General features: G+C 74.0%; 25 protein-coding genes. 17 read left to right on the top strand and 8 right to left on the bottom strand.

The features are described 5' to 3' along the window. The first annotated feature begins 21 nt into the window (after positions 1-21). The 4 genes from sufC to BJY14_RS00830 are packed head-to-tail and all read left to right on the top strand — an operon-like array spanning position 22 to position 2,947. Positions 22-786 carry a Fe-S cluster assembly ATPase SufC gene (sufC, locus tag BJY14_RS00845; protein WP_179841803.1) on the top strand — a complete coding sequence of 255 codons (765 nt, stop codon included), beginning with the start codon at positions 22-24 and terminating at the stop codon, positions 784-786. Beyond that, positions 783-2,057: a cysteine desulfurase gene (locus tag BJY14_RS00840; RefSeq protein ID WP_179841802.1), complete on the top strand. Its 1,275-nt coding sequence runs from the start codon at positions 783-785 to the stop codon at positions 2,055-2,057. Before sufC ends, BJY14_RS00840 begins: the two co-directional genes overlap by 4 nt. A 54-nt stretch (positions 2,058-2,111) precedes the next feature. Then, positions 2,112-2,570, top strand: coding sequence for a Fe-S cluster assembly sulfur transfer protein SufU (sufU, locus tag BJY14_RS00835; protein WP_179841801.1), 459 nt, complete (start codon positions 2,112-2,114; stop codon positions 2,568-2,570). After that, a complete protein-coding gene (locus tag BJY14_RS00830; RefSeq protein WP_179841800.1) occupies positions 2,567-2,947 on the top strand; it encodes a metal-sulfur cluster assembly factor in 381 nt (126 codons plus the stop codon). The genes sufU and BJY14_RS00830 overlap by 4 nt, the downstream gene beginning before the upstream one ends. Before the next feature lie 72 nt (positions 2,948-3,019). Here BJY14_RS00830 and BJY14_RS00825 read toward each other — a convergent pair whose 3' ends face one another. Together BJY14_RS00825 and BJY14_RS00820 are read right to left on the bottom strand one after the other, a co-directional pair. Beyond that, a complete protein-coding gene (locus BJY14_RS00825; protein WP_179841799.1) occupies positions 3,020-3,433 on the bottom strand; it encodes a hypothetical protein in 414 nt (137 codons plus the stop codon). Between the two features lie 110 nt (positions 3,434-3,543). Further along, complete coding sequence (locus tag BJY14_RS00820; protein ID WP_179841798.1) at positions 3,544-4,119, bottom strand: hypothetical protein; 576 nt, start codon at positions 4,117-4,119, stop codon at positions 3,544-3,546. A gap of 155 nt (positions 4,120-4,274) precedes the next feature. Between BJY14_RS00820 and BJY14_RS00815 the strand changes: the two genes are divergently transcribed. Further along, positions 4,275-5,471: a sensor histidine kinase gene (locus BJY14_RS00815; RefSeq protein WP_179841797.1), complete on the top strand. Its 1,197-nt coding sequence runs from the start codon at positions 4,275-4,277 to the stop codon at positions 5,469-5,471. Between the two features lie 17 nt (positions 5,472-5,488). Continuing rightward, complete coding sequence (locus BJY14_RS00810; protein WP_179849094.1) at positions 5,489-6,166, top strand: response regulator; 678 nt, start codon at positions 5,489-5,491, stop codon at positions 6,164-6,166. A gap of 16 nt (positions 6,167-6,182) precedes the next feature. Here BJY14_RS00810 and BJY14_RS00805 read toward each other — a convergent pair whose 3' ends face one another. Continuing rightward, complete coding sequence (locus BJY14_RS00805; protein ID WP_312878892.1) at positions 6,183-7,331, bottom strand: EAL domain-containing protein; 1,149 nt, start codon at positions 7,329-7,331, stop codon at positions 6,183-6,185. Between the two features lie 95 nt (positions 7,332-7,426). Then, entirely contained in the window at positions 7,427-7,822 is a 396-nt protein-coding gene (locus BJY14_RS00800) for an ABC transporter permease (RefSeq protein ID WP_179841796.1), read from the bottom strand. A gap of 67 nt (positions 7,823-7,889) precedes the next feature. Here BJY14_RS00800 and BJY14_RS00795 point away from each other — a divergent pair, with 67 nt between their 5' ends. From BJY14_RS00795 to BJY14_RS00785, 3 genes are read left to right on the top strand one after another with little or no spacing between them, the layout of a single operon-like run. Then, positions 7,890-8,528, top strand: a complete 639-nt coding sequence (locus tag BJY14_RS00795; RefSeq protein ID WP_312878891.1) for an AIM24 family protein — start codon at positions 7,890-7,892, stop codon at positions 8,526-8,528. Next, complete coding sequence (locus tag BJY14_RS00790; RefSeq protein WP_179841795.1) at positions 8,528-9,181, top strand: AIM24 family protein; 654 nt, start codon at positions 8,528-8,530, stop codon at positions 9,179-9,181. The genes BJY14_RS00795 and BJY14_RS00790 overlap by 1 nt, the downstream gene beginning before the upstream one ends. Before the next feature lie 2 nt (positions 9,182-9,183). Beyond that, positions 9,184-9,945: an AIM24 family protein gene (locus tag BJY14_RS00785; protein WP_179841794.1), complete on the top strand. Its 762-nt coding sequence runs from the start codon at positions 9,184-9,186 to the stop codon at positions 9,943-9,945. A 45-nt stretch (positions 9,946-9,990) separates the two neighbouring features. Here BJY14_RS00785 and BJY14_RS00780 read toward each other — a convergent pair whose 3' ends face one another. Then, on the bottom strand, positions 9,991-10,788 hold the full coding sequence (locus BJY14_RS00780) for a VOC family protein (RefSeq protein ID WP_179841793.1): 798 nt from the start codon (positions 10,786-10,788) through the stop codon (positions 9,991-9,993). Between the two features lie 271 nt (positions 10,789-11,059). On the opposite strand from BJY14_RS00780, the gene BJY14_RS00775 reads away from it, so the two are divergent. From BJY14_RS00775 to BJY14_RS00765, 3 genes are all read left to right on the top strand, one after another. After that, entirely contained in the window at positions 11,060-12,658 is a 1,599-nt protein-coding gene (locus BJY14_RS00775; protein WP_179841792.1) for an ABC-F family ATP-binding cassette domain-containing protein, read from the top strand. A 116-nt stretch (positions 12,659-12,774) separates the two neighbouring features. Further along, positions 12,775-12,987, top strand: a complete 213-nt coding sequence (locus BJY14_RS00770; protein WP_021596738.1) for a helix-turn-helix domain-containing protein — start codon at positions 12,775-12,777, stop codon at positions 12,985-12,987. A gap of 146 nt (positions 12,988-13,133) precedes the next feature. Further along, the gene (locus BJY14_RS00765; protein ID WP_179841791.1) at positions 13,134-13,961 is read left to right on the top strand and encodes an enoyl-CoA hydratase/isomerase family protein; all 828 of its coding nucleotides are present in this window, start codon (positions 13,134-13,136) and stop codon (positions 13,959-13,961) included. 51 nt (positions 13,962-14,012) lie between these two features. Here BJY14_RS00765 and BJY14_RS00760 read toward each other — a convergent pair whose 3' ends face one another. After that, the gene (locus BJY14_RS00760; protein WP_179841790.1) at positions 14,013-15,941 is read right to left on the bottom strand and encodes a Xaa-Pro dipeptidyl-peptidase; all 1,929 of its coding nucleotides are present in this window, start codon (positions 15,939-15,941) and stop codon (positions 14,013-14,015) included. A gap of 198 nt (positions 15,942-16,139) precedes the next feature. On the opposite strand from BJY14_RS00760, the gene BJY14_RS00755 reads away from it, so the two are divergent. Continuing rightward, positions 16,140-18,113: an ABC transporter ATP-binding protein gene (locus BJY14_RS00755; RefSeq protein WP_376770034.1), complete on the top strand. Its 1,974-nt coding sequence runs from the start codon at positions 16,140-16,142 to the stop codon at positions 18,111-18,113. A gap of 7 nt (positions 18,114-18,120) precedes the next feature. Here the strand turns inward: BJY14_RS00755 and BJY14_RS00750 are convergent, their stop codons facing one another. After that, positions 18,121-19,086: a sulfotransferase gene (locus BJY14_RS00750; protein ID WP_179841789.1), complete on the bottom strand. Its 966-nt coding sequence runs from the start codon at positions 19,084-19,086 to the stop codon at positions 18,121-18,123. Positions 19,087-19,228: 142 nt separating this feature from the next. Between BJY14_RS00750 and BJY14_RS00745 the strand changes: the two genes are divergently transcribed. From BJY14_RS00745 to BJY14_RS00730, 4 genes are all read left to right on the top strand, one after another. After that, the gene (locus tag BJY14_RS00745) at positions 19,229-19,996 is read left to right on the top strand and encodes an SIR2 family NAD-dependent protein deacylase (RefSeq protein WP_179841788.1); all 768 of its coding nucleotides are present in this window, start codon (positions 19,229-19,231) and stop codon (positions 19,994-19,996) included. An 88-nt stretch (positions 19,997-20,084) separates the two neighbouring features. After that, positions 20,085-21,215 carry a S66 peptidase family protein gene (locus BJY14_RS00740; protein ID WP_246395744.1) on the top strand — a complete coding sequence of 377 codons (1,131 nt, stop codon included), beginning with the start codon at positions 20,085-20,087 and terminating at the stop codon, positions 21,213-21,215. Further along, complete coding sequence (locus tag BJY14_RS00735; RefSeq protein WP_179841787.1) at positions 21,212-22,102, top strand: hypothetical protein; 891 nt, start codon at positions 21,212-21,214, stop codon at positions 22,100-22,102. Before BJY14_RS00740 ends, BJY14_RS00735 begins: the two co-directional genes overlap by 4 nt. After that, positions 22,102-23,229, top strand: a complete 1,128-nt coding sequence (locus BJY14_RS00730; protein WP_179841786.1) for a glycerate kinase — start codon at positions 22,102-22,104, stop codon at positions 23,227-23,229. The genes BJY14_RS00735 and BJY14_RS00730 overlap by 1 nt, the downstream gene beginning before the upstream one ends. Here the strand turns inward: BJY14_RS00730 and yczE are convergent. After that, entirely contained in the window at positions 23,226-23,852 is a 627-nt protein-coding gene (gene yczE, locus BJY14_RS00725) for a membrane protein YczE (protein ID WP_179841785.1), read from the bottom strand. The two genes, BJY14_RS00730 and yczE, sit on opposite strands and share 4 nt — an antisense overlap. Between the last annotated feature and the right edge of the window lie 66 nt (positions 23,853-23,918).

The following is a 23,918-nucleotide window of genomic DNA, read 5'->3' as shown; positions in this document are numbered from 1 at the left end:
CACGACGAAGGACTACACGCAATGGCCACGCTTGAGATCCGCGACCTCCACGTCTCCGTCGGCGACGGCTCCGACGGAGCGAAGGAGATCCTGCGCGGGGTCGACCTGACCGTGAAGGCCGGCGAGACCCACGCGATCATGGGGCCGAACGGCTCCGGCAAGTCCACCCTCGCCTACGCGGTCGCCGGCCACCCGAAGTACGCGGTGACGTCCGGCTCCGTCACGCTGGACGGCGAGGACGTCCTGGCCATGTCGGTCGACGAGCGCGCCCGCGCCGGGCTGTTCCTGGCGATGCAGTACCCGGTCGAGGTGCCCGGCGTCTCGGTGTCCAACTTCCTGCGCTCGGCCGTGACCGCCGTGCGCGGCGAGGCCCCGAAGCTGCGCGAGTTCTCCAAGGAGATGAAGGCCGCGATGGACGCCCTGTCCATCGACCCGGCGTTCGCGCAGCGCAGCCTGAACGAGGGCTTCTCCGGCGGTGAGAAGAAGCGGCACGAGATCCTGCAGCTGGAGATGCTGAAGCCGAAGGTCGCCGTGCTGGACGAGACCGACTCCGGCCTCGACGTCGACGCGCTCAAGGTCGTCTCCGAGGGCGTCAACCGGTTCGCCTCCGGCGACACCGGCGTCCTGCTCATCACCCACTACACGCGCATCCTGCGCTACGTGAAGCCCGACTTCGTGCACGTGTTCGCCGGCGGCCGCGTCGTGGCCGAGGGCGGGCCCGAGCTGGCCGACGAGCTGGAGAACGAGGGCTACGAGAAGTACGTGAAGGCGGGCGCTTCCCTATGAGCGGATCAGGGAGCCTTCTGCCCGAGGAGCTGAAGAAGGACTTCCCGCTGCTGCGGCGCACGGTCCGCGGCGGGCGACCGCTGGTGTACCTCGACTCGGGGGCGACCTCGCAGAAGCCCGTCCGGGTGCTGGACGCCGAGCGGGAGTTCTACGAGCGGCACAACGCGGCGCCGCACCGCGGGGCGCACCTGCTCGCCGAGGAGGCGACGGAGGCCTACGAGAACGCCCGCGCCTCCATCGCCCGGTTCGTGGGCGCGACGCCCGGCGAGATCGTGTTCACCAAGAACGCCACCGAGGGCATCAACCTGGTCGCCTACGCGATGAGCAACGCGGCCACCGCCGGCCCCGAGGCCGAGCGGTTCGCCGTCGGGCCAGGCGACGAGATCGTGGTGTCGGAGATGGAGCACCACGCCAACCTCGTCCCGTGGCAGCAGCTCTGCCGGCGGACGGGCGCCACCCTGCGCTGGTTCGGCATCACCGACGAGGGCCGCCTCGACCTGGACGACCTCGACGGCATCGTCAACGAGCGCACGAAGATCGTCGCGCTGACGCACCAGTCGAACGTGCTCGGCACCGTCCCGCCCGTCGAACGGATCGTGGAGCGTGCCCACGCCGTCGGAGCGCTCGTCCTGCTGGACGCCGCGCAGTCGGTGCCGCACCAGCCCGTGGACGTGGCCCGGCTCGGCGCCGACTTCCTGGTGTTCTCCGGCCACAAGATGCTCGGCCCGACCGGCATCGGCGTGCTGTGGGGACGCGGTGAGCTGCTGGAGGCCATGCCGCCGTTCATCACCGGCGGCTCCATGATCGAGGTCGTCCGCATGGAGGAGACCACGTTCATGCCGCCGCCGCAGCGGTTCGAGGCGGGCGTCCCGATGACCGCGCAGGCGGTCGGGCTGGGCGTGGCCTGCGACTACCTCGCCGAGATCGGCATGGACCGCGTGCAGGCCCACGAGGAGGCCCTGGTCGGCTACTCGCTGGAGCGGCTCGGCGAGATCCCCGGCGTCCGCGTCATCGGCCCCGGCACCACCGAGGCCCGCGGCGGCGCCGTGTCGTTCACCGTCGACGGCATCCACCCGCACGACGTCGGGCAGGTCCTGGACGAGCTGGGCGTCGAGGTCCGCGTCGGCCACCACTGCGCGTGGCCGATCTGCCGCCGCTTCGGCATCCCGGCGACCACCCGCGCGACGTTCTACCTCTACAACACCCTCGGCGACGTGGACGCGCTCGCCGACGGGGTGAGGCAGGCGCAGAAGTTCTTCGGCACCGCCTGAGGAACACGACGTGCCGCGCCCAGGTTGTAGCGAGAAAGGTTTGGAAGGGACGCCATGCAGCTGGAGGCGATGTACCAGGAGGTCATCCTGGACCACTACCGCAACCCCCTGCACAAGGGGCTGCGGGAGCCGTACGAGGGTGAGGCGCACCACGTCAACCCCACGTGCGGCGACGAGGTGACGCTGCGCGTCCACCTGGAGGGCGAGGGCCAGGACGCCACGGTCGCCGACGTGTCCTATGACGCCATGGGCTGCTCGATCAGCCAGGCCAGCGCCTCGGTGATGTCCGACCTGCTGATCGGCAAGTCCGTCAAGGAGGGGATGGCGGTCGGCGAGGAGTTCCTGGCGCTGATGCAGTCCCGCGGCCAGGACGTCGCGCCCGACGAGGACGTCCTGGAGGACGCCGTCGCCTTCGCCGGGGTCTCGAAGTACCCCGCCCGGATCAAATGCGCCCTGCTCGCCTGGATGGCGTGGAAGGACGCGACCGCCCGCGCACTCGGAGAGGCACCATGACCGACACGCCCGCGACCGACACGCCCGCCCAGGAGACGCCCGACGCCGAGGCGCCCGCGGCCGCCGCCCCCTCCGAGGAGGAGGCGGAGATCCTGGAGGCCCTCAAGGACGTCGTCGACCCCGAGCTCGGCATCAACGTCGTCGATCTCGGCCTGGTGTACGGCGTCGACCTGACGGACGAGGTCGCCACCCTGGACATGACGCTCACCAGCGCGGCCTGCCCGCTCACCGACGTGATCGAGGACCAGGCCCACAGCGCGCTGGAGGGCCTCGCCAAGGACGTCAAGATCAACTGGGTCTGGCTGCCGCCGTGGGGCCCCGACAAGATCACCGACGAGGGCCGCGACCAGCTCCGCGCCCTCGGCTTCAACGTCTGACCCGCACCACGCCGTGAGGCCGCGCCCCGCCCGGGCGCGGCCTCACGCGTGCGTGGACGGCGCGGCCACCGGTCAGGACCGGTTGTGCAGGTCGCGGCCCGCCTGGTAGATCCGGCCGTTCCCGGACGCGGTCGCGTTCTGGGTGATCGTCCGGGCCCGGTCGCGCTCCTCCTCGGGCAGCAGGGGGCCGAGCTCCTCGTCCACGAGCCGCCGCAGTTCGGCGCCGATCCGCGGGTCGGCGGCCAGCAGCCTGCGCAGCCGGCGCTCCCAGTCGGCCACCAGGCCGTCCTCGGCCGCCCGGTCGCCGGACTCCCGCGCCGCGAGGACCTCCTCGCGCACGGCCTCCAGCTCGCCCTCGACGGCCGGCGCGTCGGCGGGCCTGGCCCGGCGCCACAGCGCGACCACCGCGGCCCGGCCCTGCTGCCACCCGTCCGTCGCCATCGCCCCGACCACGGCGGTCGCCGCGGCCAGCACCAGTGGGTCCATCCCGGCCCCTTTCCGCTCGATCACCGCCCATGGGACACCGCGCCCGTGCGCTCGGGCAAGCGAGGCCGCGAACGTGGCCGCCGTCGGCCGCTTCCAGGGCGGGCGGGTCGTCACTCTGGCCGTGCCCGCCCGGCGGAGTCGCGGGCGGCCCCGTCCCGCGGCCTGGGCGGCCAGAGGGTGGTCGTGACCGGCCACAGGAACCAGATCGCCAGGACGAATCCGAGGCGCCCCAGCCAGGCGTCGAGGGCCCGCGTGCGGTCGGCGTCGCCGACCAGGGCGATCATCGCCAGGAGCAGGGCGCAGGCGATGGCCGTGGCGAGGGCGGCCTTGCCGAACTCGCGCCACTCGTGGCGGACGCGCGCCGCTCCGTACTTCGGAGCGCGGGTGGGCGGCGGGCCGCCGGCGAAGCGGTGGGCGAAGCGCTCGTCCGCCCAGCGCGTCATGCTGTGGCCGAAGGCGACCGAGTAGCCGAGGTAGGCCGCCGCCAGCCCGTGGGCCGTGCCGGCGGTCGCGCCGCCGCGCAGGTCGATCGCCGTCGCGGCCAGCAGGACCAGGTCGACCAGCGGGACGCACAGCAGGAGCGCCGCGCCGGTGCGGCGCAGGCGCAGCGGGTAGCGGGCGAGGAGGCCCGCGGCCAGCAGGACCCAGAAGCCGATCTCGCATCCGGCGATCACCGCAAGCAGCACGTGGCATCCCCTTTCGACGGCCGGGATCCCATCGTCGGCCCCGGAACGGGGCGGATCGTCGTCTGCGGTGAGGTTCCGCGGGTCGTCCGAAGGATGTACGCGGGCTCCTCACCGGGGCGGACGAGGCATCGCGGGCGGGATGCTGAGATGGACCCGTGCACAGGCTCCGACGTCTCACCACACGCCAGGACGCGCTGATCGCCGCCGCCGCGCTCGCGGGCGGCCTGGTGGTGCTCGCGGCGCACGGGCACACGGTGTGGTCCCACGGCTGGAATCCCTCGTTCTGGCTGCGCCTGATCCCCCTGCTCGGGCTGTGCGCGGCGATACCGCTGCGGCGGACGGCCCCGCTAGCCGGGCTGCTGCTGGCGACGCCGTTCAACTTCGCCGACGTCGCGTTCGGGCCGAGCCTCGCCACCGCGATGATCTACGGGGACGTGCTGTACGCGGCGAGCCTGTACGGGCGGCGACGGACGGCGGAGTGGCTGCTCGGGGCGACGCTCGCGGCGAGCGCGGCGGTGGCGCTCGCGACGGCGGCGGCGCTGCGCGGTGTGGCGGTCGGCGTGCTCGCCGCCTCGGTCGCCGGGGTGGTGTGGGTGACGCCGGTGCTGACCGCGATGGCGGTCCGGGAGCACCGGTCCCGCGCCGAGGCCGAGCGGGCACGAGCCGAGGCCGAGCGGGAGCGCGCCGAGCAGGTGGCGCGGCTGGCCGAGATGGACCGGCGGGCCGCCGTGACCGCCGAGCGCGCCCGGATGGCCCGCGAGCTGCACGACGTGATCGCCAACCACCTGAGCGCGGTCGCGCTGCACTCCTCGGCCGTGCTGAAGGTGCGGAGCCTGGACCGCGAGGCGGTGGACCGGGCGATGGAGGTCATCCGGGAGAACAGCGTGCAGGGGCTCGCCGAGATGCGGCGGATGATCGGGCTGCTGCGCGAGGGCGACGGCGCGGACCCGGCGGCGCGGCCGCGGCTGGCCGAGCTGGACCGGCTCGTCCGGCACACCGCGCGGTCCGACCTGTCGGCGCGGCTGGAGGTCGCCGGGGAGCAGCCGGAGCTGCCGGCGGCGGTCGAGCTGGCCGCCTACCGGATCGTCCAGGAGTCGCTGACGAACGCGCTGAAGCACGCCGGGCCGGGGCGCGCCGACGTGCGGGTGGAGTACGCGGGCGGGAACGTGGTGATCGACGTGCTGAGCCCGCTCGGCCGGGACGGCTCCCGGCTGCCCGGCACCGGCAGCGGCCTGGTCGGGATGCGCGAGCGGGCCGCGATGCTCGCCGGGAGGTTCGCCGCCGGGCCGGACGGCGGCCGGTGGCGGGTGCACGCCGAGCTGCCCGTCGACTCGCTGGGCGGGGCGGCGTGAGCGCGGCGGGGGACGGCGTGATCGACGTGCTGGTCGCCGACGACCAGGCGGCGGTGCGGGCGGGGCTGGTGCTGATCCTCGGCGCCGCGGCGGGCGTGCGGGTGGTCGGCGAGGCCGCCGACGGGGCGCGGGCGGTGGAGCTGGCCGGCGAGCTGCGGCCCGACGTGGTGCTCATGGACGTCCGCATGCCCCGCCTGGACGGCATCGCCGCCACCCGGCTGATCTCCGCGTTCACCGACGTCCTGGTGCTGACGACGTTCGACATGGACGAGTACGTGTTCGGGGCGCTGCGGGCGGGGGCCGCCGGGTTCCTGCTCAAGGACGTCGACGCCGACAGGCTGGTGGAGGCCGTGCGGACGGTCGCCGCGGGCGAGGGGATCATCGCCCCCCGGGTCACCCGCCGGCTGATCGGCGCCTTCGCGGCGCGTCCGGCGGCCGCGGCGGAGGTGCCGGGGCTGGCGGAGCTGACGCCGCGCGAGCGCGAGGTGTTCGCCTGCCTCGGGGAGGGGCTGTCGAACGGGCAGATCGCGGCCCGGCTCGCCATGGCCGAGACGACCACCAAGACGCACGTGAGCAGGATCCTCGCCAAACTGGGGCTCGGCAGCCGCGTCCAGGCGGCCATCCTCGCCCAGGAGACGGCCGTGACGGAACTTTCCGGCCTTGATCCACATAACGGATCACCCGGGACGGGCTAGGTCCCCAGCGGCGATCTCAGCGCGACATGGCCCGGATGAGGTCGGCCACCCGGACGATGCCGAGGCAGCGGCCGACCTCGTCCACCACCACCAGGTCGTCGTAGACGCGCTCGTCCTCGGCGCCCGCCGCCCGCAGCGCGGCGATCGCCGGGACGGTGCGCGGCACCGGCCGCGGCGGGTCGGCGAGCCGCGCGGCGGGGCGGCGCGCGTGCAGGGCGTGCCCGTACGCGCCCGACAGCTGGAGCAGGAAGCGCGTCCGGTCCACGGTGAAGCTCGGGCGCTGCCGCTCGTCCACCAGGACGACGCTGGTGGCGCCGGTTTCGGCGTTGAGCACGGTGAGCACCTCGCCGGCCGTCGCCGTCCGCGGCAGCGTCACCGCGGGGAGGGTGAACTCCGACACCCGCGGCCCGAGCCCGGCGCCGGGACGGGCGGGCGGCTCGCGCTCGCCCGTGACCGGGATGTGCACCGGCATGCCGGGCCGCCAGTCCGGCGGCGCGAGGGCCGGGCCCTGGACGAGCCGGACGCCGGCCTCGCGCAGGTGCAGCACCTGGTCGCGCGTCGTCATGCCCGGAGCGAGGACGTGCGTCTCCAGCCGGTGCGCCAGCTCGACCAGGCTCGCGACGAGCGCCGCGCGGCGCGGGTCGGCGGCCGCCGACCGGGCGAGCCCGGGATCGAGCTTGAGCAGGTAGGAGGCGCCGTCGACCAGCAGGTCGAGCGGGGTGTGCGCGGAGCCGAGGCCGGAGAGCCCGACGAGGTACCCGGCGCGGCGCAGCGCCGACAGCGCGGCGGCGAGGGCCGGGCGCCGCGCGGGCGGGAAGCCCCCGCCGACGCAAATGATGATCTCTTGGGGGCGCCGTCCGGTCTCGCCGAGGCCGCGGTGCAGGCCGTCCAGCAGGTGCCCGCCGCTCGCGAGGGTCTCGGCGCGCAGCCCGATCTGCAGCGGCAGCGGCGTTCGCAGCTCGGCAGCCGCGCGTGCCGCCTCGACCGCGCGCCGCACGTCCCCGGACGCCGGGTCGGGCCGCGCAGGGCCGCCGGACGGGCCGGGCCCCTCGGCCGGGCCGGCGTGCGCCTCGACGGCGACGACGGCGCCCGTGCCGAGGTCGACCACGGGGTGGAACACGGCCCGGGCCGGGACGAGCGCGTCGAGGGTGTCGGTGGCGGACACAGGCGCATCATGCCGCGTCCGAACCCGCGAAACCGCATTTGTCAGGAGAAGTTAACCGACTGTTCCCGCAGCTCACACGGCCGGTCGGTGCCCGGTCACAGGCCGCGGCCCCCGGCGACCGCCGACAGCAGGTACGTCACGCCGGCGACGGCCGCCAGCCACACGTAGGCGGTGATGTCGGCACCGCGCAGCGCCTGCACCACGAGGCCGCCGACGACCGCGACGGTCAGCACGTCGCCCGTCATGGCGGCGGCCCGCAGGTGCGCGCGGGCCCGGGTGCCCGACCCGAACCCCTCACTGAGCGGCAGCGCGGGCTCGTTGCGGCGGTAGGCGAGGTAGGCCGCGTATCCGGCCAGCGCGGCCAGCGTGATGAGGGCCGTCCCGGACCGCCCGTCGGCGGCCAGCACGGCCCCGACCACCACACCGGCGCCCAGGACGAGCCCTGGGACGGCCCACCGGCTGAGACTGCGGCGTTCGGGAGCGATCCACATGTGCTCATCCTTGCCGATCGGCGCACCGGGCGGACCGGCAACGCGCCGGGCTGTATCTTCTCGCTTCGTGGCGCAATTTCGAATGAACGGCTCGAAGATGCTCGCCGTCGACCTGGGCGGCGAGACGATCCGGGCGCTGAACGGCTCGATGGTGGCCTACGAGGGCCAGATGGCGTTCAAGCGGCAGGGCATGACGGGCGGCGAGGGCCTGCGCGGTGCCCTCAAGCGCAGGATCGCCGGCGAGGGCATGACCCTCATGGAGATCACGGGACAGGGGACGGTCTACCTGGCGAGCGAGGCGACGGAGGTGACGCTCGTCCAGCTCACGGGCGACACCCTGTTCGTGGAGTCGGAGAGCCTCCTCGCGCTCGACGGGAACCTGCAGACGGGCGTGCAGTTCGTCGGCCTGCGGGGGATGGGCACCGGCCAGGGCCTCGCCACCACCAAGGTCGAGGGCCACGGGACGGTGGCGGTCCTGTCGCAGGGCCCGGCCATCGCCCTGGAGGTGACGCCGCAGACGCCGCTGTGCGTCGACCCGCACGCCTACGTCTGCCACCACGGGCGGCTTCAGCAGGACGTGGTCACCGACGTCAACTGGCGGACGGTGATCGGCCAGGGATCGGGGGAGAGCGTGCAGTTCCGGTACCAGGGGCACGGGCTGGTCTACGTCCAGCCGGCCGAGCGCGGCGGGATTCTGGAGATCTGATGCCCGGCTACCAGTCGATCAATTCCAAGATGCTCCAGGTGGCGATCGGGCCGGGGCAGGAGGTCTACAGCAAGCGCGGCGCGATGCTGGCCTACACCGGCCCGGTGTCGTTCGCCCCGAGCACCACGGCGGGTCAGGGCGTCGGCGGCGCCCTCGGACGGGCCGTCGCCGGCGAGCACAGCGCGATGATGCACGTCACCGGCCAGGGCAGCGTCATGTTCGGCCACGGCGGGCTGCATGTGTCCGTCGTCGAGCTGAACGGCGCCGACACCCTGTACGCCGAGGCCGACCGGCTGCTGGTGCACGACGCGACCCTGCAGGTCGGGACCATGTTCATGGGCGAGCAGGGCGGCGTGCGCGGCATCGTGCGCGGCGCGGTCACCGGGCAGGGCCTGTTCACCACGACGCTCACCGGGCACGGCGCGTGCGCGCTGCTGTCGCACGGCGGCGTGATGGAGCTGCCGATCACCCCGCAGCGCCCCGTCCACGTCGACCCGCAGGCGTACGTGGCCCACCGCGGCCAGGTGCAGAACAAGCTCACCACGGCGGTGGGGCTGCGCGACCTCATCGGGCGCGGCTCCGGCGAGGGCTTCCAGCTGGAGCTGAGCGGCTCCGGCGTCGTCTACGTCCAGGCCAGCGAGAGGAAGATCTGACCGTGAGCACGTTCGGGACGCAGACCTGGAACCCCACGACGCTGCCGTCCAACGACAACGTCAACCCCTACGCCTTCAGCGTCGACCTCAACGGGCAGTGGTTCGCGCAGAAGGGCAAGATGATCGCCTACTACGGGCAGATCAGGTTCGAGGCGCTGTCGGCCGGCCCGCTGGACTCCCTCGTCGCGCACACCTTCAACTCCCCGCTGTACGCGCAGGACTGGATCGTCGCGCAGGGGCAGGGCAAGCTCGTCCTCGCCGACCGCGGGTTCGACGTCAACTCCTTCGATCTGGAGGAGGGCAACCTCACCGTCCGGGCGGGGAACCTGCTCGCCTTCGAGCCGGGCCTGGAGCTGAAGCAGTCGATCATCCCCGGGTTCCTGACCCTGATCGGCACGGGGCGGTTCGTCGCCGCCTCCAACGGGCCCGTGCACTTCGTCGAACCGCCGATCCGCGTCGACCCGCAGGCGCTGCTCGGCTGGGCCGACTGCCCGTCGCCGTGCCACCACTACGACCACTCCTACATGCGCGGCGCGTTCGGCGCCGCCCGGATGATCTTCGGGATCGGCGGCTCGTCCGGCGAGGAGCACCAGTTCGACTTCACCGGCCAGGGCACCGTGATGATGCAGTCGTCGGAGGTCGTGATGAACGAGGACGTCCTGCTGCGCGACCTCGAGGGCCAGATCGGGCTGGTCGGCACGTCCGGCCTCCAGCGCCTCCAGCACACGATCACACAGCGGCTCGCTGCCGAACGCCAGAGCTGACCCCCGGGGCCGGACGGAGCGCGTCCGGCCCCGGGCGGCGCCGGCTCAGGACTGCGGCTCCTGCGCGGGCCTCATCACGTTGAACGGGACCCCGAAGGGATCGCGGACGGCGGCCGTCCGCCCGTACGGGGTGTTCTCCGGCTCGGAGTCGGCGGCGCCGCCGCCCGCGCGGACCTTGCGGACCGCCTCGTCGGCGTCGTCGACCGCGAAGTACGTCGCCCAGGACGAGGCGGGGTGCTCGCCGCCGCCGAGGCGGATCTCGGATCCGCCGAAGATGCCGCCGATGTAGCGGCCGTCGCCCGGCCGCTTCAGGAGGGTGTAGTCCATGTCGCCCGGCATCGGCTCCAGCTCGTAGCCGAACACCGCCCTGTAGAACTCCCCGGCCGCCGCCGAGTCGCGCGTGACGAGCTCGTTCCACACGAACGAGCCGGGCTCGTTGACGATCCGCGAGCCCGGGTGGGCGCGGCCCTCCCACAGCCCGAACTGCGCCCCCTGCGGGTCGCGGACGATCGCCATGCGCCCGCGGTCCATGACGTCCATGGCCGGGACGACGATCTCACCGCCGGCGTCGACGGCGCGCTTCACGAACCCGTCGCAGTCGCCGGCGGCGAAGTAGACCGCCCACCAGTAGACCTCCGCCTCGCCCTCCGGGTTGCGCATCATCCCGGCGACGGGCTCGCCGCGCAGGGTGCACAGGTTGTAGTGCCCCGCCTCCGGCCCCGCGTCCTCGAACTGCCAGCCCAAGAGGGTCCCGTAGAACGTCTTGGCGCGGTCGAGGTCGGGGACGCCGATGTCCAGCCAGGCGGGCGTTCCGTCCGGCGCGTTGCTCGTGACGTGCGTCATCTGCCTCACACTCCTCCGTGCCGGGGACCGTGGCCCCGGTGTCGTCCCGCCGCACGCGCCGCCACTTCCCATCCTGGCCCCGCCCCCGGCGTCTACACATCGGAACCGGGCGGGCTCCGCGATGGCCGGGACCGGCCCGGCTTCACGTACACTGGGCGAATGGTTCCGCTCCCGAACTGACAGGCCGCACAGCGCGCCCCGGTCACAGGACCGCGCGGCGCGCTTCTTCGTGCCTGTCCTCCGAGCCGTCCGTCAGGGGAGCCCTGTCACTGTGATCATCGCGAAAGACATCGAGCTGCGCGCCGGACCCCGGCTGCTGATCGAGGCCGCCAGCTTCCGGGTCAACCCCGGCGACCGGGTCGGCTTCGTCGGCCGCAACGGCGCCGGCAAGACCACCCTCACCAAGGTCCTGGCGGGCGAGGCGCCGCCCGCGCAGGGCGCCGTGACGTCCTCCGGGACCATCGGCTACCTCCCGCAGGACCCCCGCGGCGTCGACCTGGACGAGCTGGCGCGCGACCGGATCCTGTCGGCCCGCGGGCTGGACGAGGTGATCCGCGAGCTGCGCGCCGCCGAGGAGGCGATGGCGACCGCGACCGGCGCCGGGCGCGACAAGGCCGTCCGCCGGTACGGGCGGCTGGAGGAGCGGCTGCACGTCCTCGGCGGCTACAGCGCGGAGGCCGAGGCCGCCTCGATCGCCTCCAGCCTCGGCCTGCCGGACCGCGTCCTGACCCAGCCGCTCGGCACGCTGTCGGGCGGCCAGCGGCGGCGCGTCGAGCTGGCGCGCATCCTGTTCTCCGGCGCCGACACCCTGCTGCTGGACGAGCCCACCAACCACCTGGACGCCGACTCGATCGTCTGGCTGCGCGACTTCCTCAAGGGCCACCAGGGCGGCCTCGTCGTGATCAGCCACGACGTGGAGCTGCTGGACGCGGTGGTCAACCGGGTGTTCCACCTGGACGCCAACCGCAGCGTGATCGACATCTACAACGTCGGCTGGAAGAAGTACCTCGACCAGCGGGAGACCGACGAGCGGCGCCGCAAGCGCGAGTCGGCGAACGCGCAGCGGCAGGCGTCGGCGCTGCTGTCGCAGGCCGACAAGATGCGCGCCAAGGCCACCAAGGCCAAGGCGGCCCAGCAGATGGACCGGCGGGCCCGGCAGCTGCTGGCGGGCGTCGAGGGCGAGCGGCAGGCCGACAAGGTGGCCAAAATTCGTTTCCCGGACCCGGCTCCGTGTGGCAAAACTCCCCTCACCGCGGAGGGTTTGTCGAAATCGTACGGATCTTTGGAGATATTCACCGACGTCGACCTGGCCATCGACCGCGGCAGCCGGGTCGTCATTCTGGGCCTGAACGGCGCCGGGAAAACGACGCTTCTGCGGCTGCTGGCGGGGGTCGACAAGGCCGACACCGGAACGGTCGTGGCCGGGCACGGGCTGCGTCTCGGCTACTACGCCCAGGAGCACGAGTTGCTGGAGGTCGAGCGGTCCGTCCTGGAGAACATGCAGTCCGCCGCCCCCGGCATGGCGCCGGTCGAGGTCCGCAAGATCCTCGGCTCGTTCCTGTTCTCCGGCGACGACGTCGACAAGCCCGCCGGGGTGCTGTCCGGCGGCGAGAAGACCAGGCTGGCACTGGCGATGCTCGTGGTCTCCAGCGCCAACGTGCTGCTGCTGGACGAGCCCACGAACAACCTCGACCCGGCGAGCCGCGAGGAGATCCTCGCGGCGCTGCGGACGTTCGCCGGAGCGATCGTCATGGTGACCCACGACGAGGGCGCGGTGGAGGCGCTCGCACCGGAAAGAGTGATTTTGCTCCCCGATGGTGTGGAAGACATCTGGAGTGACGAGTTTGCCGATCTGGTGGCCCTCGCGTGACCTGCGGAGTGACTTCCGCAGATCTTTTCTGGCCGAGTGGGTAGCCGAACCGGCGGGAATGACTGATCATGGCGGGGGATAACGCAGCGGTCACCACATCACTACGGGAGGTACTCGTGGCCGAGACCCTGAAGAAGGGCACCCGCGTGACCGGTGCCGAGCGCGACAAGCTGGCGGCGGACCTGAAGAAGAGGTACGACTCCGGCGAGAGCATCCGCGCCCTGGCAGCCGCCACCGGCCGCTCGTACGGTTTCATCCACCGGATTCTGACCGAGTCCGGCGTCAACCTGCGCGGTCGCGGTGGCGCGACCCGGGGCAAGAAGTCCTGACCGGACACCGGCCCCCGGATGAGCGCACCGCCTGACCCGGCGCCGCGACCGACCGAGTAAGGTTCGGTCGCGGCGGCGGACAGGATTGCGGGTCCCGTCCCGTGGACGGCGGGACGGGACCCGAACGCTCATCGGAAGGAAGACCCATGGGGGACGCGACCACGGCCGGCAGGCCGGAAACGGCCACGGCGCCGGAAAGCACGGAGCCGGTCCCGCCCGGTCTCGACGAGGCGGGCCTGCGGCTGGACGTGGACGGCGCGGTGGCGACCGTCACCCTGAACCGGCCCGAGCGGCGCAACGCCATGACGTTCGCGACGTGGCGCGGACTCGCCGCGATCGGGCGCTCCCTGCCCGCGGGCGTGCGCGTCGTCGTCCTGCGGGGCGAGGGCCCCTCGTTCTCGGCCGGCATCGACCTCGGCATGTTCTCCGGCGGCGGAGGCGGCGAGGGGTTCACCGACGGCTCCGACGCCGAGGGCACCGACCGCTTCATCGCCGGGCTGCAGGAGGGCTACACCTGGCTGCGGCGCCCCGACATCGTCTCGGTCGCGGCGGTGCACGGCCACGCCATCGGCGCCGGCTTCCAGCTCGCGCTGGCCTGCGACATCCGCGTGATCGCCGAGGACGCCAAGTTCTGCATGAAGGAGCCCGCGCTCGGGCTCGTCCCGGACCTGACCGGCACCAAGCCGCTGGTCGAGCTCGTGGGGGTCGGGCGCGCCCTGGAGCTGTGCCTGACCGCCCGGACGGTGCTCGCCGACGAGGCGGCCCGGATCGGGCTCGCCGAGACCGTCGTCCCGCGCGACGGCCTGGACGGCGCTGTCCGCGACCTCGCGGAGGCCCTGCTGGCGGTCAACCCGGGCGCGGCCGCCGCCACCAAGCGGCTGCTGTGGCAGGCCGCGGAGAACACCCTCGACGAGCAGTGCGCCGCCGAGCGCCGCGAGCAGATCGGCCGCCTCCGCGAGGTGTTCGGCTCGTGAGCGGGCGGGCCGGGGGAGGGAAGCCCCTCGCCCCCGGCCCGCCGCGCCGCGTTATCCGAGCGACTCCCGTCCGCCCCGCGCCAGCGGCAGCAGCACCCTGCTGACGCCCGGCCGCACGGCGACCTTCGTCCCCGCCGGGTAGCGGAGCGTGTAGTCGTGGTCGGTGGACAGCAGGATCACGCCGAGCCGGTGGCCGGCCTTCACCGTGTAGTCGGTGGGTTCGAGGTCCCACCGGAAGGTGTAGGCCCGCCCCGCCTCGATCGGCTCGGTCCGGGCGATGTCGTGCCGGTTCCGCGCGTCCAGCCACCCCCGCGTGATGATCTTGTAGGGAGCGGTCTCGGTGTGCAGCGCCTGCCGGATCGTGCAGCCGGAGTCGCCCGGCACGCTCTGGCCGTAGCAGAACTCCTCACCGGTGGTGATCCGCGCGCCCGTCGGACGGGTGTCGGTGCCGTAGTCGACCAGCAGCGCCGTCAGGTACGGCGACCGGCCGTCGAGGGACGCCCGCAGGGACACCGACGGGATGCCGTCCACCCGGACGGGCCCGGCCAGCGGCCCGGTCAGGTAGGCGAGCCGGTTCGGGTCGGCCTGGTCCTCGTCCGCGAGGAGCTGCTCGGCCGTGCGGGTCTTGCCCGCGTCCGTGAACGACTGCTCCCCGCCGGGCCGGGGCCGGAGGCCGAGGATGCCCGGCTGCCCGGACGCGCCGGCGTTGAGGCTGACCGGGACGGTGCGGGTGCCGGGGACGGGCCAGTCCTTCGCCGTCTCCCACGTTCCATCCGCGTGCTGGACGTCCACTCGCGGCTCGCGCTCGATCCCGTTGCGGATGCCGTACAGGTAGCGGTCGAACCAGTGCAGCGTCTGGCGCAGCCACTCCTCGGCCCGCCAGCGGAACGGGGTGGAGTGGTTGCCCTGGTGGAGCCACAGCTTGCGCGGCACGCCCGCCTCCTTCAGCGCGTTCCACCACTGCACGGAGTTCTTGATCTTGACGTTCCAGTCGTTGAGCCCGTGCACCACCATGACGGCGGCGCGCACCTTCCGCGCCTGCCCGACGTAGTCGCGCTCGGCCCACACCTCGGAGTAGTCGCCGGTCTCGCGGTCCTGCGCCGCCTCGATGCCGTCGATGACCTTCGCGCAGACCTCGGGGTGCTCGCGGGTCAGCACGGCCTTGGCCAGCACGTCCAGGTCCTCGCCCTGGTACCCGCCGGGCGCGACCACGCCGCCGCCCGCGCGGTAGTAGTCGTACCAGCTGGAGATCCCCGCGATCGGGACGATGGCCTTCAGGCCCTCGACGCCGGTGGCGGCGGCCATGTTCGGCAGCGTCCCGTCGTAGGACTGGCCGATCATGCCGACGTTCCCGGTGGACCAGGTCGCCTTCACCGGCGCGCCGTCCGGCGTCCAGCCCCGGGCCCGCCCGTTCAGCCAGTCCACGGCGGCCTTCGCGCCCGCCTGCTCGCTGCGGTCGCCGGAGGTCGGGCAGCCGGTCGAGCCGCCCGTCCCGATGCTGTCCAGGTCGGCGACCGCGTAGCCGCGGGGCAGGAAGTAGTTGTCGTAGTAGCCGGGGAAGATCTCGGCGAGGTCGCGGCGCGTGCCGGTGAGCGCGCGGGCCCCGGCGTCGCCGATGTCGACCGGGTGGTTCGGGACGTCCTTGATCCCGGCCCAGTACGGGCTCGGCTCCAGGATCGTCGGGACCCTGAGCCCGGCGGTGTCGGTCTCCCGGGGGCGCATGATCCGCAGCTGCACGCGGTCCCGCACGCCGTCGCGGTCGCTGTCGGCCGTGGTCTCGATGTTCACGGTCTGGGTGACGGCGTCGGCGCGGGAGAACACCGGCTGCGTCTCCCCGTTCCGCACCGTGATCTGGTGGCCGCCCGGCGGCCGCGGCGCGGACCTCGTGGGTCCGGCCGCCGCCGCGGGCGGCACGAGGGCGACGGCGAGCGCGGCGGTGAGGGTGATCACGCCGGCGCCGCCGGTGAGGCGTCGTCTCATGGGGGCTCCTGGGGGGTGTGAGCCTGGAAGTGGTGATCACGGTTACACCCCGGGAGCGGCTTGTCCAGAGGCGTGTTACGCCGTGAGCGGAGCCGGGAAGAGGGGCGGGCGCGGGCGCGTTGTCCACGCCGGATACTGAGATGCTTACTTGATTACGTACTTGATGACGTCGAGGCTCTACCGGAGGCGCTCGTGGGAATGCCTGGAATGCCGGGCAGTGGCTGGCAGGTGATGGCGTCCTTCCGCAAGGACAGCTCCGTCACCCGGCAGAAGCTGGCGCCCGGCACCGTGGGGCGGATCGCGGGCTACGCCCGGCCCTACGTCCGCGAGCTGACGATCTTCCTGACGCTGAACTCGCTGGCCGCGCTGATCGTCGTCGCCAACCCGCTGCTGCTCAAGGGGATCATCGACCGCGGCATCGTGCCGGGCCGGTCGAGCGTCGTGCTCTGGCTCGCCGGCGCGGTCGCCGGGCTCGCCCTGGTGGAGGCCGTGCTCGGCCTCGCGCAGCGCTGGTACTCGGCGCGCATCGGCGAGGGGCTCATCTACGACCTGCGCAGCCAGGTGTTCGCGCACGTCCAGCGGCAGCCCGTCGCGTTCTTCATGCGGGCGCAGACCGGCTCGCTCGTCAGCCGCCTCAACAACGACGTGATCGGCGCGCAGCGCGCCCTCACCACCACCCTGTCGTCGGTGGTGTCCAACGTGATCAGCCTGGTCCTGGTGCTGGTGACGATGCTCATCCTGTCCTGGCAGGTCACGGTGATCGCGCTGCTGCTGCTCCCGATCTTCATCCTGCCGGCCAAGTGGGTCGGCAAGCGGCTGCAGCGGGTCAGCCGGGAGCAGATGGTCCTGGACGCCGAGATGGGCTCGCTGATGACCGAGCGGTTCAACGTCGCCGGGGCCATGCTCGCCAAGCTCTACGGGCGTCCCGCCGAGGAGGAGGGCAACTTCTCCGGCCGCGCCGCCCGTGTCCGCGACGTCGGCGTCGTCGCCGCCATGTACGGGCGGGTCTTCTTCACCGCGCTGACCCTGGTCGCCGCGCTGGCCACCGCCATGGTCTACGGCGTCGGCGGCTACCTGGTGGTGGACGGCACCTTCGAGCTCGGCACGCTCGTCGCGCTCGCCACCCTGCTGACCCGGATGTACGGGCCGCTGACCGCGCTGTCCAACGTGCACGTGGACGTGATGACCGCGCTCGTCAGCTTCGACCGCGTGTTCGAGGTGCTCGACCTGAAGCCGCTGGTCCGCGACCGCGAGGACGCCCGGGAGCTGGACGAGGCCCGCGCCCCGGACGGCGACGGCGCGGGTCCGGCGCTCTCGAAGGCGCCGTCGGTCGAGTTCGACCACGTCCGGTTCGCCTACCCGTCGGCGGACGAGGTGTCGCTCGCCTCGCTGGAGTCGATCGCGCGCACCGACACCGCGCCCGGCCGGGAGGTGCTGCACGACGTCGACTTCACCGCCGCGCCGGGGCAGCTCGTCGCGCTGGTCGGGCCGTCCGGTGCGGGCAAGTCGACGATCACGCACCTGGTGTCGCGGCTGTACGACGTGTCGTCCGGTGCGGTCCGGATCGGCGGCGTCGACGTCCGCGACGTCACGCTCGAATCGCTGCGCGCCGAGATCGGCGTCGTCAGCCAGGACGCGCACCTGTTCCACGACTCGATCCGCGAGAACATGCGCTACGCCCGCCCGGACGCCTCCGACGAGGAGATCCTCGCCGCGCTGGAGGCGGCGCACATCGGCGGCCTCGTCGAGGAGATGGCCGAGGGCCTGGACACCGTCGTCGGCGACCGCGGCTACCGGCTGTCGGGCGGGGAGAAGCAGCGGCTCGCGATCGCCCGGCTGCTGCTCAAGGCCCCGTCGGTGGTCGTGCTGGACGAGGCGACCGCGCACCTGGACTCCGAGTCCGAGGCGGCCGTCCAGCGGGCCCTGCGCACCGCCCTCGCGGGCCGGACGTCGCTGGTGATCGCGCACCGGCTGTCCACGATTCGGGAGGCCGACCAGATCCTGGTGATCGACGGCGGCCGGGTCGCCGAGCGCGGCCGGCACGAGGAGCTGCTGCTGGAGGGCGGCCTGTACGCCGAGCTCTACCGCACGCAGTTCTCGCACCAGCGCGACCAGGGCCCCGAGCGGCGCCGGGCCGAGCCGCTGGACGCCGAGCCGCTGGGCGCCGAGTAGCGGCCGCTCAGTCCGCGGAGCCGAGCGGGTAGCCGAGGCGCCTCAGCTCGGTGCCCGCGACCTTCTCGACCTGGGCGGCCTGCCGCGGGGTGAGGCGCTCGCGCCACACCCCGACGCCCGGTTCGGCGGCGTCCCGCGTCCCGGCCCGCACCAGTCCCGACAGCGCCGACTTCGACAGCGGCGCGTCCAGGTACTCCGACAGCTCGGCGCCGACGCGGCGTGGCCGGTCCACCAGCTCCTCGTACCGGACGGTGGCCAACTGCTCCTCGGGGACCTGGAGGCGCAGCTTCGCGCTCAGCCGCACCGACCCCCGCCACCGCAGGGCGCACTTGACGGCGGCGGCCGCGCGCGGCCACCGGCTCCGGTCGGTGTGGTCCTCGACGCCGAAGAACGGGTTGGGGAACACCGTGTCGAGGTTGGCCAGGCCCGGCTTGAACCAGGCCAGGCAGCGCTCGTCGGCCAGCATGTCGGCGACCACGTCCCGCCCGTCCCGGATCACCTGGACGAGCTGGGCGTCGGGGAAGGCGTCCAGCAGCACGTCGGCGCTGTAGATCAGGTCGGGGGAGGCGTCGGCGTACCGCGCGAGCCCTTGCGCCCGCACGCACGGGCCGGGCAGCTCGGCGGCGGAGGCGGGCCCCTCCGGCCGGCCGGGCGGGCGCGGCGGCAGCCCGCCCATCTCGCGGCACTCGTCCGGACACTCCCCGCAGGCCCGCGCCGACACCTGCCACGCCTGCGCGTAGGCGTCCCGCAGCACGCGGGCGGCGCCCTCCCCGCGCTCGGCGATCGAGGGCTGCCGGGCGAAGGCGTAGGTGACGCGCAGCACGTCGGGCCGGCCGGCGGTCAGGTGGAAGCCGGGGGAGCGCTTGACCGCGCGCGCCAGCAGCTCCGCACCCGAGTGCGGCGCGCCCAGGAAGAACACCGGGCGGCGGACCTTGGTACCGTTGATCACCAGGATGTGCGGCGTCGACCTCATAACCGGGCCAAGTTTGTCACCTTTTGAGGGCCGGTCGGTCCGTGACCCTCCGTAAGGGCCCGCCCGATACCCATCCGTTAACTCGGCGCGGACCGTCCCGTCACCGGGACGCGCCGCGCGGCGCTGGACCTACCATGGTGCGGTGGACGCTCCCATCACGCTGGCCCGCCTCCTGCCGGAGGCCGAGGCGATCACGGTGCTCACCGGCGCCGGCATCTCCACCGACAGCGGGATCCCCGACTTCCGCGGCCCGAACGGCGTCTGGACGCGCGACCCGTCGGCGGAGGCGATGTCCACGATCGGCGCCTACCTCGCCGACCCCGAGGTGCGGCGCCGCGCCTGGCGGGCCCGGCGCGACGCCCCCGTCTGGGAGGCCGAGCCCAACCCCGCGCACGCCGCGCTGGTCGAGCTGGAGCGGGCGGGGCGGCTGCGCGCCCTGATCACCCAGAACATCGACGGCCTGCACCAGCGCGCCGGATCCTCCGACGGCGTCGTCATCGAGATCCACGGGACCGCGCGCGAGGCCGCGTGCCTGTCCTGCGGGCTGCGCACCCCGATGCCGGAGATCATCGCCCGGGTGGAGGCGGGGGAGGCGGACCCGCTGTGCGCCGAGTGCGGCGGCATCCAGAAGTCCGCGACGATCTCCTTCGGCCAGGCCCTCGACCAGGACGTCCTGGACGCGGCGATCGCCGCCGCGCGGTCCTGCGACCTGTTCCTGGCCGTCGGCACCTCGCTCACCGTGCAGCCCGCCGCCGGGCTGTGCCTGGAGGCGGTCGACCACGGCGCCCGCCTAGTGATCATCAACGCGGAGGAGACACCGTACGATGGGCTGGCCGACGCGGTGCTGCGCCGGCCGATCGGCGAGACGCTGCCGCGCCTCGCCGGCCTCGCGCTCGGCACGGGGCGATGATCTGTTGGCGGGTCGTGACCGGTCGCCCCTTCCACTGGCGTCCGGATCCTGACAAGCTCTATCCGTCGCGGTGCGAGGAGGGATCGGGTTGAACAGCGGGGGCGCCCGCGCGGTGGCGGCCGGCGGGTCGCCGGACGCGCCCTCCGCCGGCACGCCCGGCGGTGCGGAGCGCGCGCGGAAGGCCCGCAGGTACGCGCGGCTGCGGCCCGGCGACCGTGTCGCGGTGGTCGCGCCCAGCGGCCCCGCCGAGCCCTCCCGGCTGGAGGCGGGCTGCGCCGTGCTGCGCGACCTCGGCCTTGACGTCGTGGTCGGCAAGCACGCCCTCGACCGTGTCAACCTGGGCCCCGCGGGGCCGGTGCGCGGCGACTGGCACCGGCTGGCCGGAACCGACGCCGACCGCGCCGCCGACCTCCAGGCCGCCTGGTGCGACCCGCGGGTCCGCGCGGTGGTCTGCGCGCGGGGCGGCTACGGCGCCACCCGCGTCCTGGACCACCTCGACTGGGACGCCCTGCGCGCCGCGACGGAGGCGTCCCTCGCCTCCGGCGGCGGGCCGAAGATCCTGCACGGCTCCAGCGACATCACCGCGCTGCACGGCGCTTTTGGAACGCGCCTGCGGATCACGACGTCCTTCGGTCCCATGCCCGCGGGAGTGGTCGCCGACCTCGACCCGGCGGCGCCGGACGCCTCTCTCGACGCCCTGCGCGCCGCCCTTCTCGGCGGCCCCGCCGTCGCGCCCGCCGTCCTGCCAGGCACGCGCACGCTGCGGCCCGGGCGCGCGGAGGGCCCGCTGACCGGCGGCACCCTCTCGCTCCTGACGGCCGTGCTCGGCACCCCGTACGCCCCGCCGCCCGCCGCGGGCCGCATCGTCTTCCTGGAGGACGTGACCGAGGCGCCCTACCGGATCGACCGGATGCTCGTCCAGCTGCTCCAGGCCGGCTGGTTCGACGGCGCCGCCGGGTTCGCGCTCGGCTCCTGGAAGGACTGCGGCGACCCCGCCGAGCTCGACGCGGTGTTCGCCGCGCGGCTCGGCCCGCTCGGCGTCCCGGTCCTCGCCGGCCTCCCCGCCGGGCACGGGCCGCGCCAGCACACCCTGGAACTCGGCGCCCCCGCCGCGCTGCACGCCCCGGCCCCGCCGGGCCACGACCCCGCACATCCGCACCCCGCCGTGCCGGACACCGGCGCGCTCACCCTCGAAGCGCCCCCGGGAGGTGCGCGATGAGCGGCCGCCACGCCCGTCCCGATCCATGGGACGACGGGACCCTCGACTCCCTGCTCGTCCTCGTGGCCGAGAGCCTCGGCTACCGTTGCAGCCGGGTGCCCGGCGAGGTCATGCTGCTGGAGGGCGCCAACAGGCTGCACGTCAGCCTGCGCGACCTGCGGCAGCTCGCGCGGCTCGTGCCGCGCGACGACTGGCCCGCGCTGGTCTCCGACCACGTCACCACGATCGTCACGGCGATCGAGGAGCCGCTGGACCTCAGCGACTTCGACCTCGCCCAGCACCTGCTGCGCACCCGCATCTACCCGGCGGAGGCCGACAACGGGGTGCTCGCGGCCCGGCCGTTCGCGCCCGGCCTGATCGAGGTGGTGGTGGTCGACACGCCCACCACCGTCCGGACGGTCACCACCGAGGAGATGGGCGGCTGGCCGGTGTCGGGCGACGCGCTGTTCATGCTCGGCCGCGCCAACGTCCGCGCAGACGGCCCGCTCCAGATGGACGAGCAGGACCTCGGCGGCGTCCGGGTCTCCGTCCTGCACGGGTGGACGTTCTACGCCGTCACGCACCTGGCGTGGCTTGAGGAGTACCTGCCGATCGGCCCGTACGGCGCGCTGGTCATCGCGCCCAACCGCAGCCTCATCGTCGCCCACCCGCTCCGGATCGCCGACCGCCATCCGAGGGCGCGCTACCGCGAGGCCGTGGCGGCGGCGACCGAGCTGCAGGCGCAGGCGCACCGCGCCTACGAGGAGGGCCCCGGCTCGCTCAGCCCGCACCTGTACTGGTGGCGCGCCGGCGAGCTGACCTGCCTGGAGACCCGCTACGAGGGCGACACGCTGGTCCTGCCGGAGGAGTTCGCCTCCGTGCTCGCGACGCTGGCGGCGGAGCGCTGATGAGGGTCGTCGTCGCACCCGACTCGTTCAAGGGGAGCCTGTCGGCCGCGCAGGTGTGCGCCGCCGTCGCGGAGGGCGTCCGGCGTGCCGCGCCCGGCGCGGACGTGGCCGCCGTGCCGATGGCCGACGGCGGCGAGGGCACCCTCGACTGCTTCCTCAGCGCCCGCGGCGGCGACGCGGTCGAGGTGGCCGCGACCGACCCGGTGGGACGCCCGGTCAAGGCGCGCTACGCGCTGTCCGGTGACGGCCGCTCGGCGGTGGTGGAGCTGGCCGCGGCCTCCGGGCTGCCGCTCGTCGAGGACGTCCCGCCCGACCCGATGAACGCCGCCACCACCGGCACCGGCGAGCTGATCGCCGACGCGGTGCGGCGCGGCGCCCGCGACGTGCTGGTCTGCATCGGCGGCAGCGCCAGCACCGACGGCGGCGCGGGGCTGCTGCGCGCCCTCGGCGTGCGCTTCCTGGACGCCGCCGGTGTGGAGTTGCCGCCGGGCGGCGCCGCGCTCGCCCGCCTGGCGTCGATCGACGACTCCGGGGTGCCGGCGGAGGTCCGCGCGACCCGGTTCCGGGTGGCCTGCGACGTGACCAACCCGCTCGTCGGGCCGGACGGCGCCGCCGCCGTGTTCGGCCCGCAGAAGGGCGCGTCCTCCGGCCAGGTGGCCGAGCTGGACGCCGCCCTCGCCGTCTTCGCCGACGCGGTCGCCGCGCGCGGCGGCCCCCGCGTGCACGACCTGCCCGGGGCGGGCGCGGCGGGCGGCACCTGCGGCGGGCTCGTCGGCCTGCTCGGCGCCGAGCCGTCCGGCGGAGCCCTCCTGGTCGCCGAGGCCGTCGGCCTGCCCGCCGCGCTCGACGGCGCCGACCTCGTCGTCACGGGGGAGGGCCGGGTCGACGGGCAGAGCGCCGGCGGCAAGGTGGTGTCCGCGGTCGCGGCGCTCGCCCGTGACCGCGGCGTCCCGTGCGTCGCCCTGGCGGGCGGCGTCGCCGGTCCGCTGGAGGAGCTGCACGCGCTCGGCCTGACCGCCGCGTTCAGCCTCGCCGACGGCCCCCGCACCCTGGCGGAGCTGAAGGCCGGCGCCGCGCCCCTGCTCGCGGCCGTCGCCGAGCAGGCGGTCCGCCTGTTCCGCCGCTAGCGGGCGCCGGCGGGCTCGGGTTCCGGAGCGGGCGCGGGCGTGGGGGTCCGGACGGTCAGCCGGGGCAGCAGGACGTGGGTCAGCGGCCCGATCGCCACGGCGTACAGGACCGTTCCAATCCCGACGGTGCCGCCGAGCAGCCATCCGACGGCCAGCACCGACAGCTCGATCGCCGTCCGGACCACACGGATCGAGTGCCCGCGCGCCGCGAGCCCGGTCATCAGCCCGTCCCGGGGACCCGGGCCGAGGCCGGCGCCGATGTAGCAGCCGGTGGCGAAGCCGCCCACCAGGACGGCGGCGATCAGGAACGCCCACCGTCCGGCGAGCGCGTCCGGGGCGGGCAGCAGCCACAGGAACAGGTCGGCGAAGACGCCGACGAGGACGACGTTGCTGACGGTCCCGATGCCGGGCCGCTGCCGCATCGGGATCCAGGCGAGCATCACGACCGCGCCCGTGATGATGATCCAGGCGCCCATCGACAGGCCGAAGCGCCGCGAGAGCCCCTGGTGGAAGACGTCCCAGGGGTCGTTGCCGAGGCCGGACGACACCTGGAGGGCGATGCCGAGCCCGTACAAGGCCAATCCAACGTAGAGCTGCACCAGGCGGCGCACCATCAAGGCCATTTCGAGCTTTCCTTCCACTGCCGGCCAGTGTCTCGAACCACTCTGTCGTTAGTGGACTGGTACTGA

It is taken from the genome of Actinomadura luteofluorescens (genome assembly GCF_013409365.1).
GTDB lineage: Bacteria > Actinomycetota > Actinomycetes > Streptosporangiales > Streptosporangiaceae > Spirillospora > Spirillospora luteofluorescens.
The sequence above is the reverse complement of the archived record's forward strand: the minus strand, read 5'-3'. Positions and strand labels throughout refer to the sequence as shown.

What these genes read in the sequence shown, in the direction of transcription:
- sufC (WP_179841803.1), top strand. Translation starts at nt 22, where the DNA reads ATGGCCACGCTTGAGATCCGCGACCTCCACGTCTCCGTCGGCGACGGC.
- BJY14_RS00840 (WP_179841802.1), top strand. Translation starts at nt 783, where the DNA reads ATGAGCGGATCAGGGAGCCTTCTGCCCGAGGAGCTGAAGAAGGACTTC.
- sufU (WP_179841801.1), top strand. Translation starts at nt 2,112, where the DNA reads ATGCAGCTGGAGGCGATGTACCAGGAGGTCATCCTGGACCACTACCGC.
- BJY14_RS00830 (WP_179841800.1), top strand. Translation starts at nt 2,567, where the DNA reads ATGACCGACACGCCCGCGACCGACACGCCCGCCCAGGAGACGCCCGAC.
- BJY14_RS00825 (WP_179841799.1), bottom strand. Translation starts at nt 3,433, where the DNA reads ATGGACCCACTGGTGCTGGCCGCGGCGACCGCCGTGGTCGGGGCGATG.
- BJY14_RS00800 (WP_179841796.1), bottom strand. Translation starts at nt 7,822, where the DNA reads ATGTGGATCGCTCCCGAACGCCGCAGTCTCAGCCGGTGGGCCGTCCCA.
- BJY14_RS00790 (WP_179841795.1), top strand. Translation starts at nt 8,528, where the DNA reads ATGCCCGGCTACCAGTCGATCAATTCCAAGATGCTCCAGGTGGCGATC.
- BJY14_RS00780 (WP_179841793.1), bottom strand. Translation starts at nt 10,788, where the DNA reads ATGACGCACGTCACGAGCAACGCGCCGGACGGAACGCCCGCCTGGCTG.
- BJY14_RS00765 (WP_179841791.1), top strand. Translation starts at nt 13,134, where the DNA reads ATGGGGGACGCGACCACGGCCGGCAGGCCGGAAACGGCCACGGCGCCG.
- BJY14_RS00760 (WP_179841790.1), bottom strand. Translation starts at nt 15,941, where the DNA reads ATGAGACGACGCCTCACCGGCGGCGCCGGCGTGATCACCCTCACCGCC.
- BJY14_RS00755 (WP_376770034.1), top strand. Translation starts at nt 16,140, where the DNA reads ATGCCTGGAATGCCGGGCAGTGGCTGGCAGGTGATGGCGTCCTTCCGC.
- BJY14_RS00750 (WP_179841789.1), bottom strand. Translation starts at nt 19,086, where the DNA reads ATGAGGTCGACGCCGCACATCCTGGTGATCAACGGTACCAAGGTCCGC.
- BJY14_RS00735 (WP_179841787.1), top strand. Translation starts at nt 21,212, where the DNA reads ATGAGCGGCCGCCACGCCCGTCCCGATCCATGGGACGACGGGACCCTC.
- BJY14_RS00730 (WP_179841786.1), top strand. Translation starts at nt 22,102, where the DNA reads ATGAGGGTCGTCGTCGCACCCGACTCGTTCAAGGGGAGCCTGTCGGCC.
- yczE (WP_179841785.1), bottom strand. Translation starts at nt 23,852, where the DNA reads ATGGCCTTGATGGTGCGCCGCCTGGTGCAGCTCTACGTTGGATTGGCC.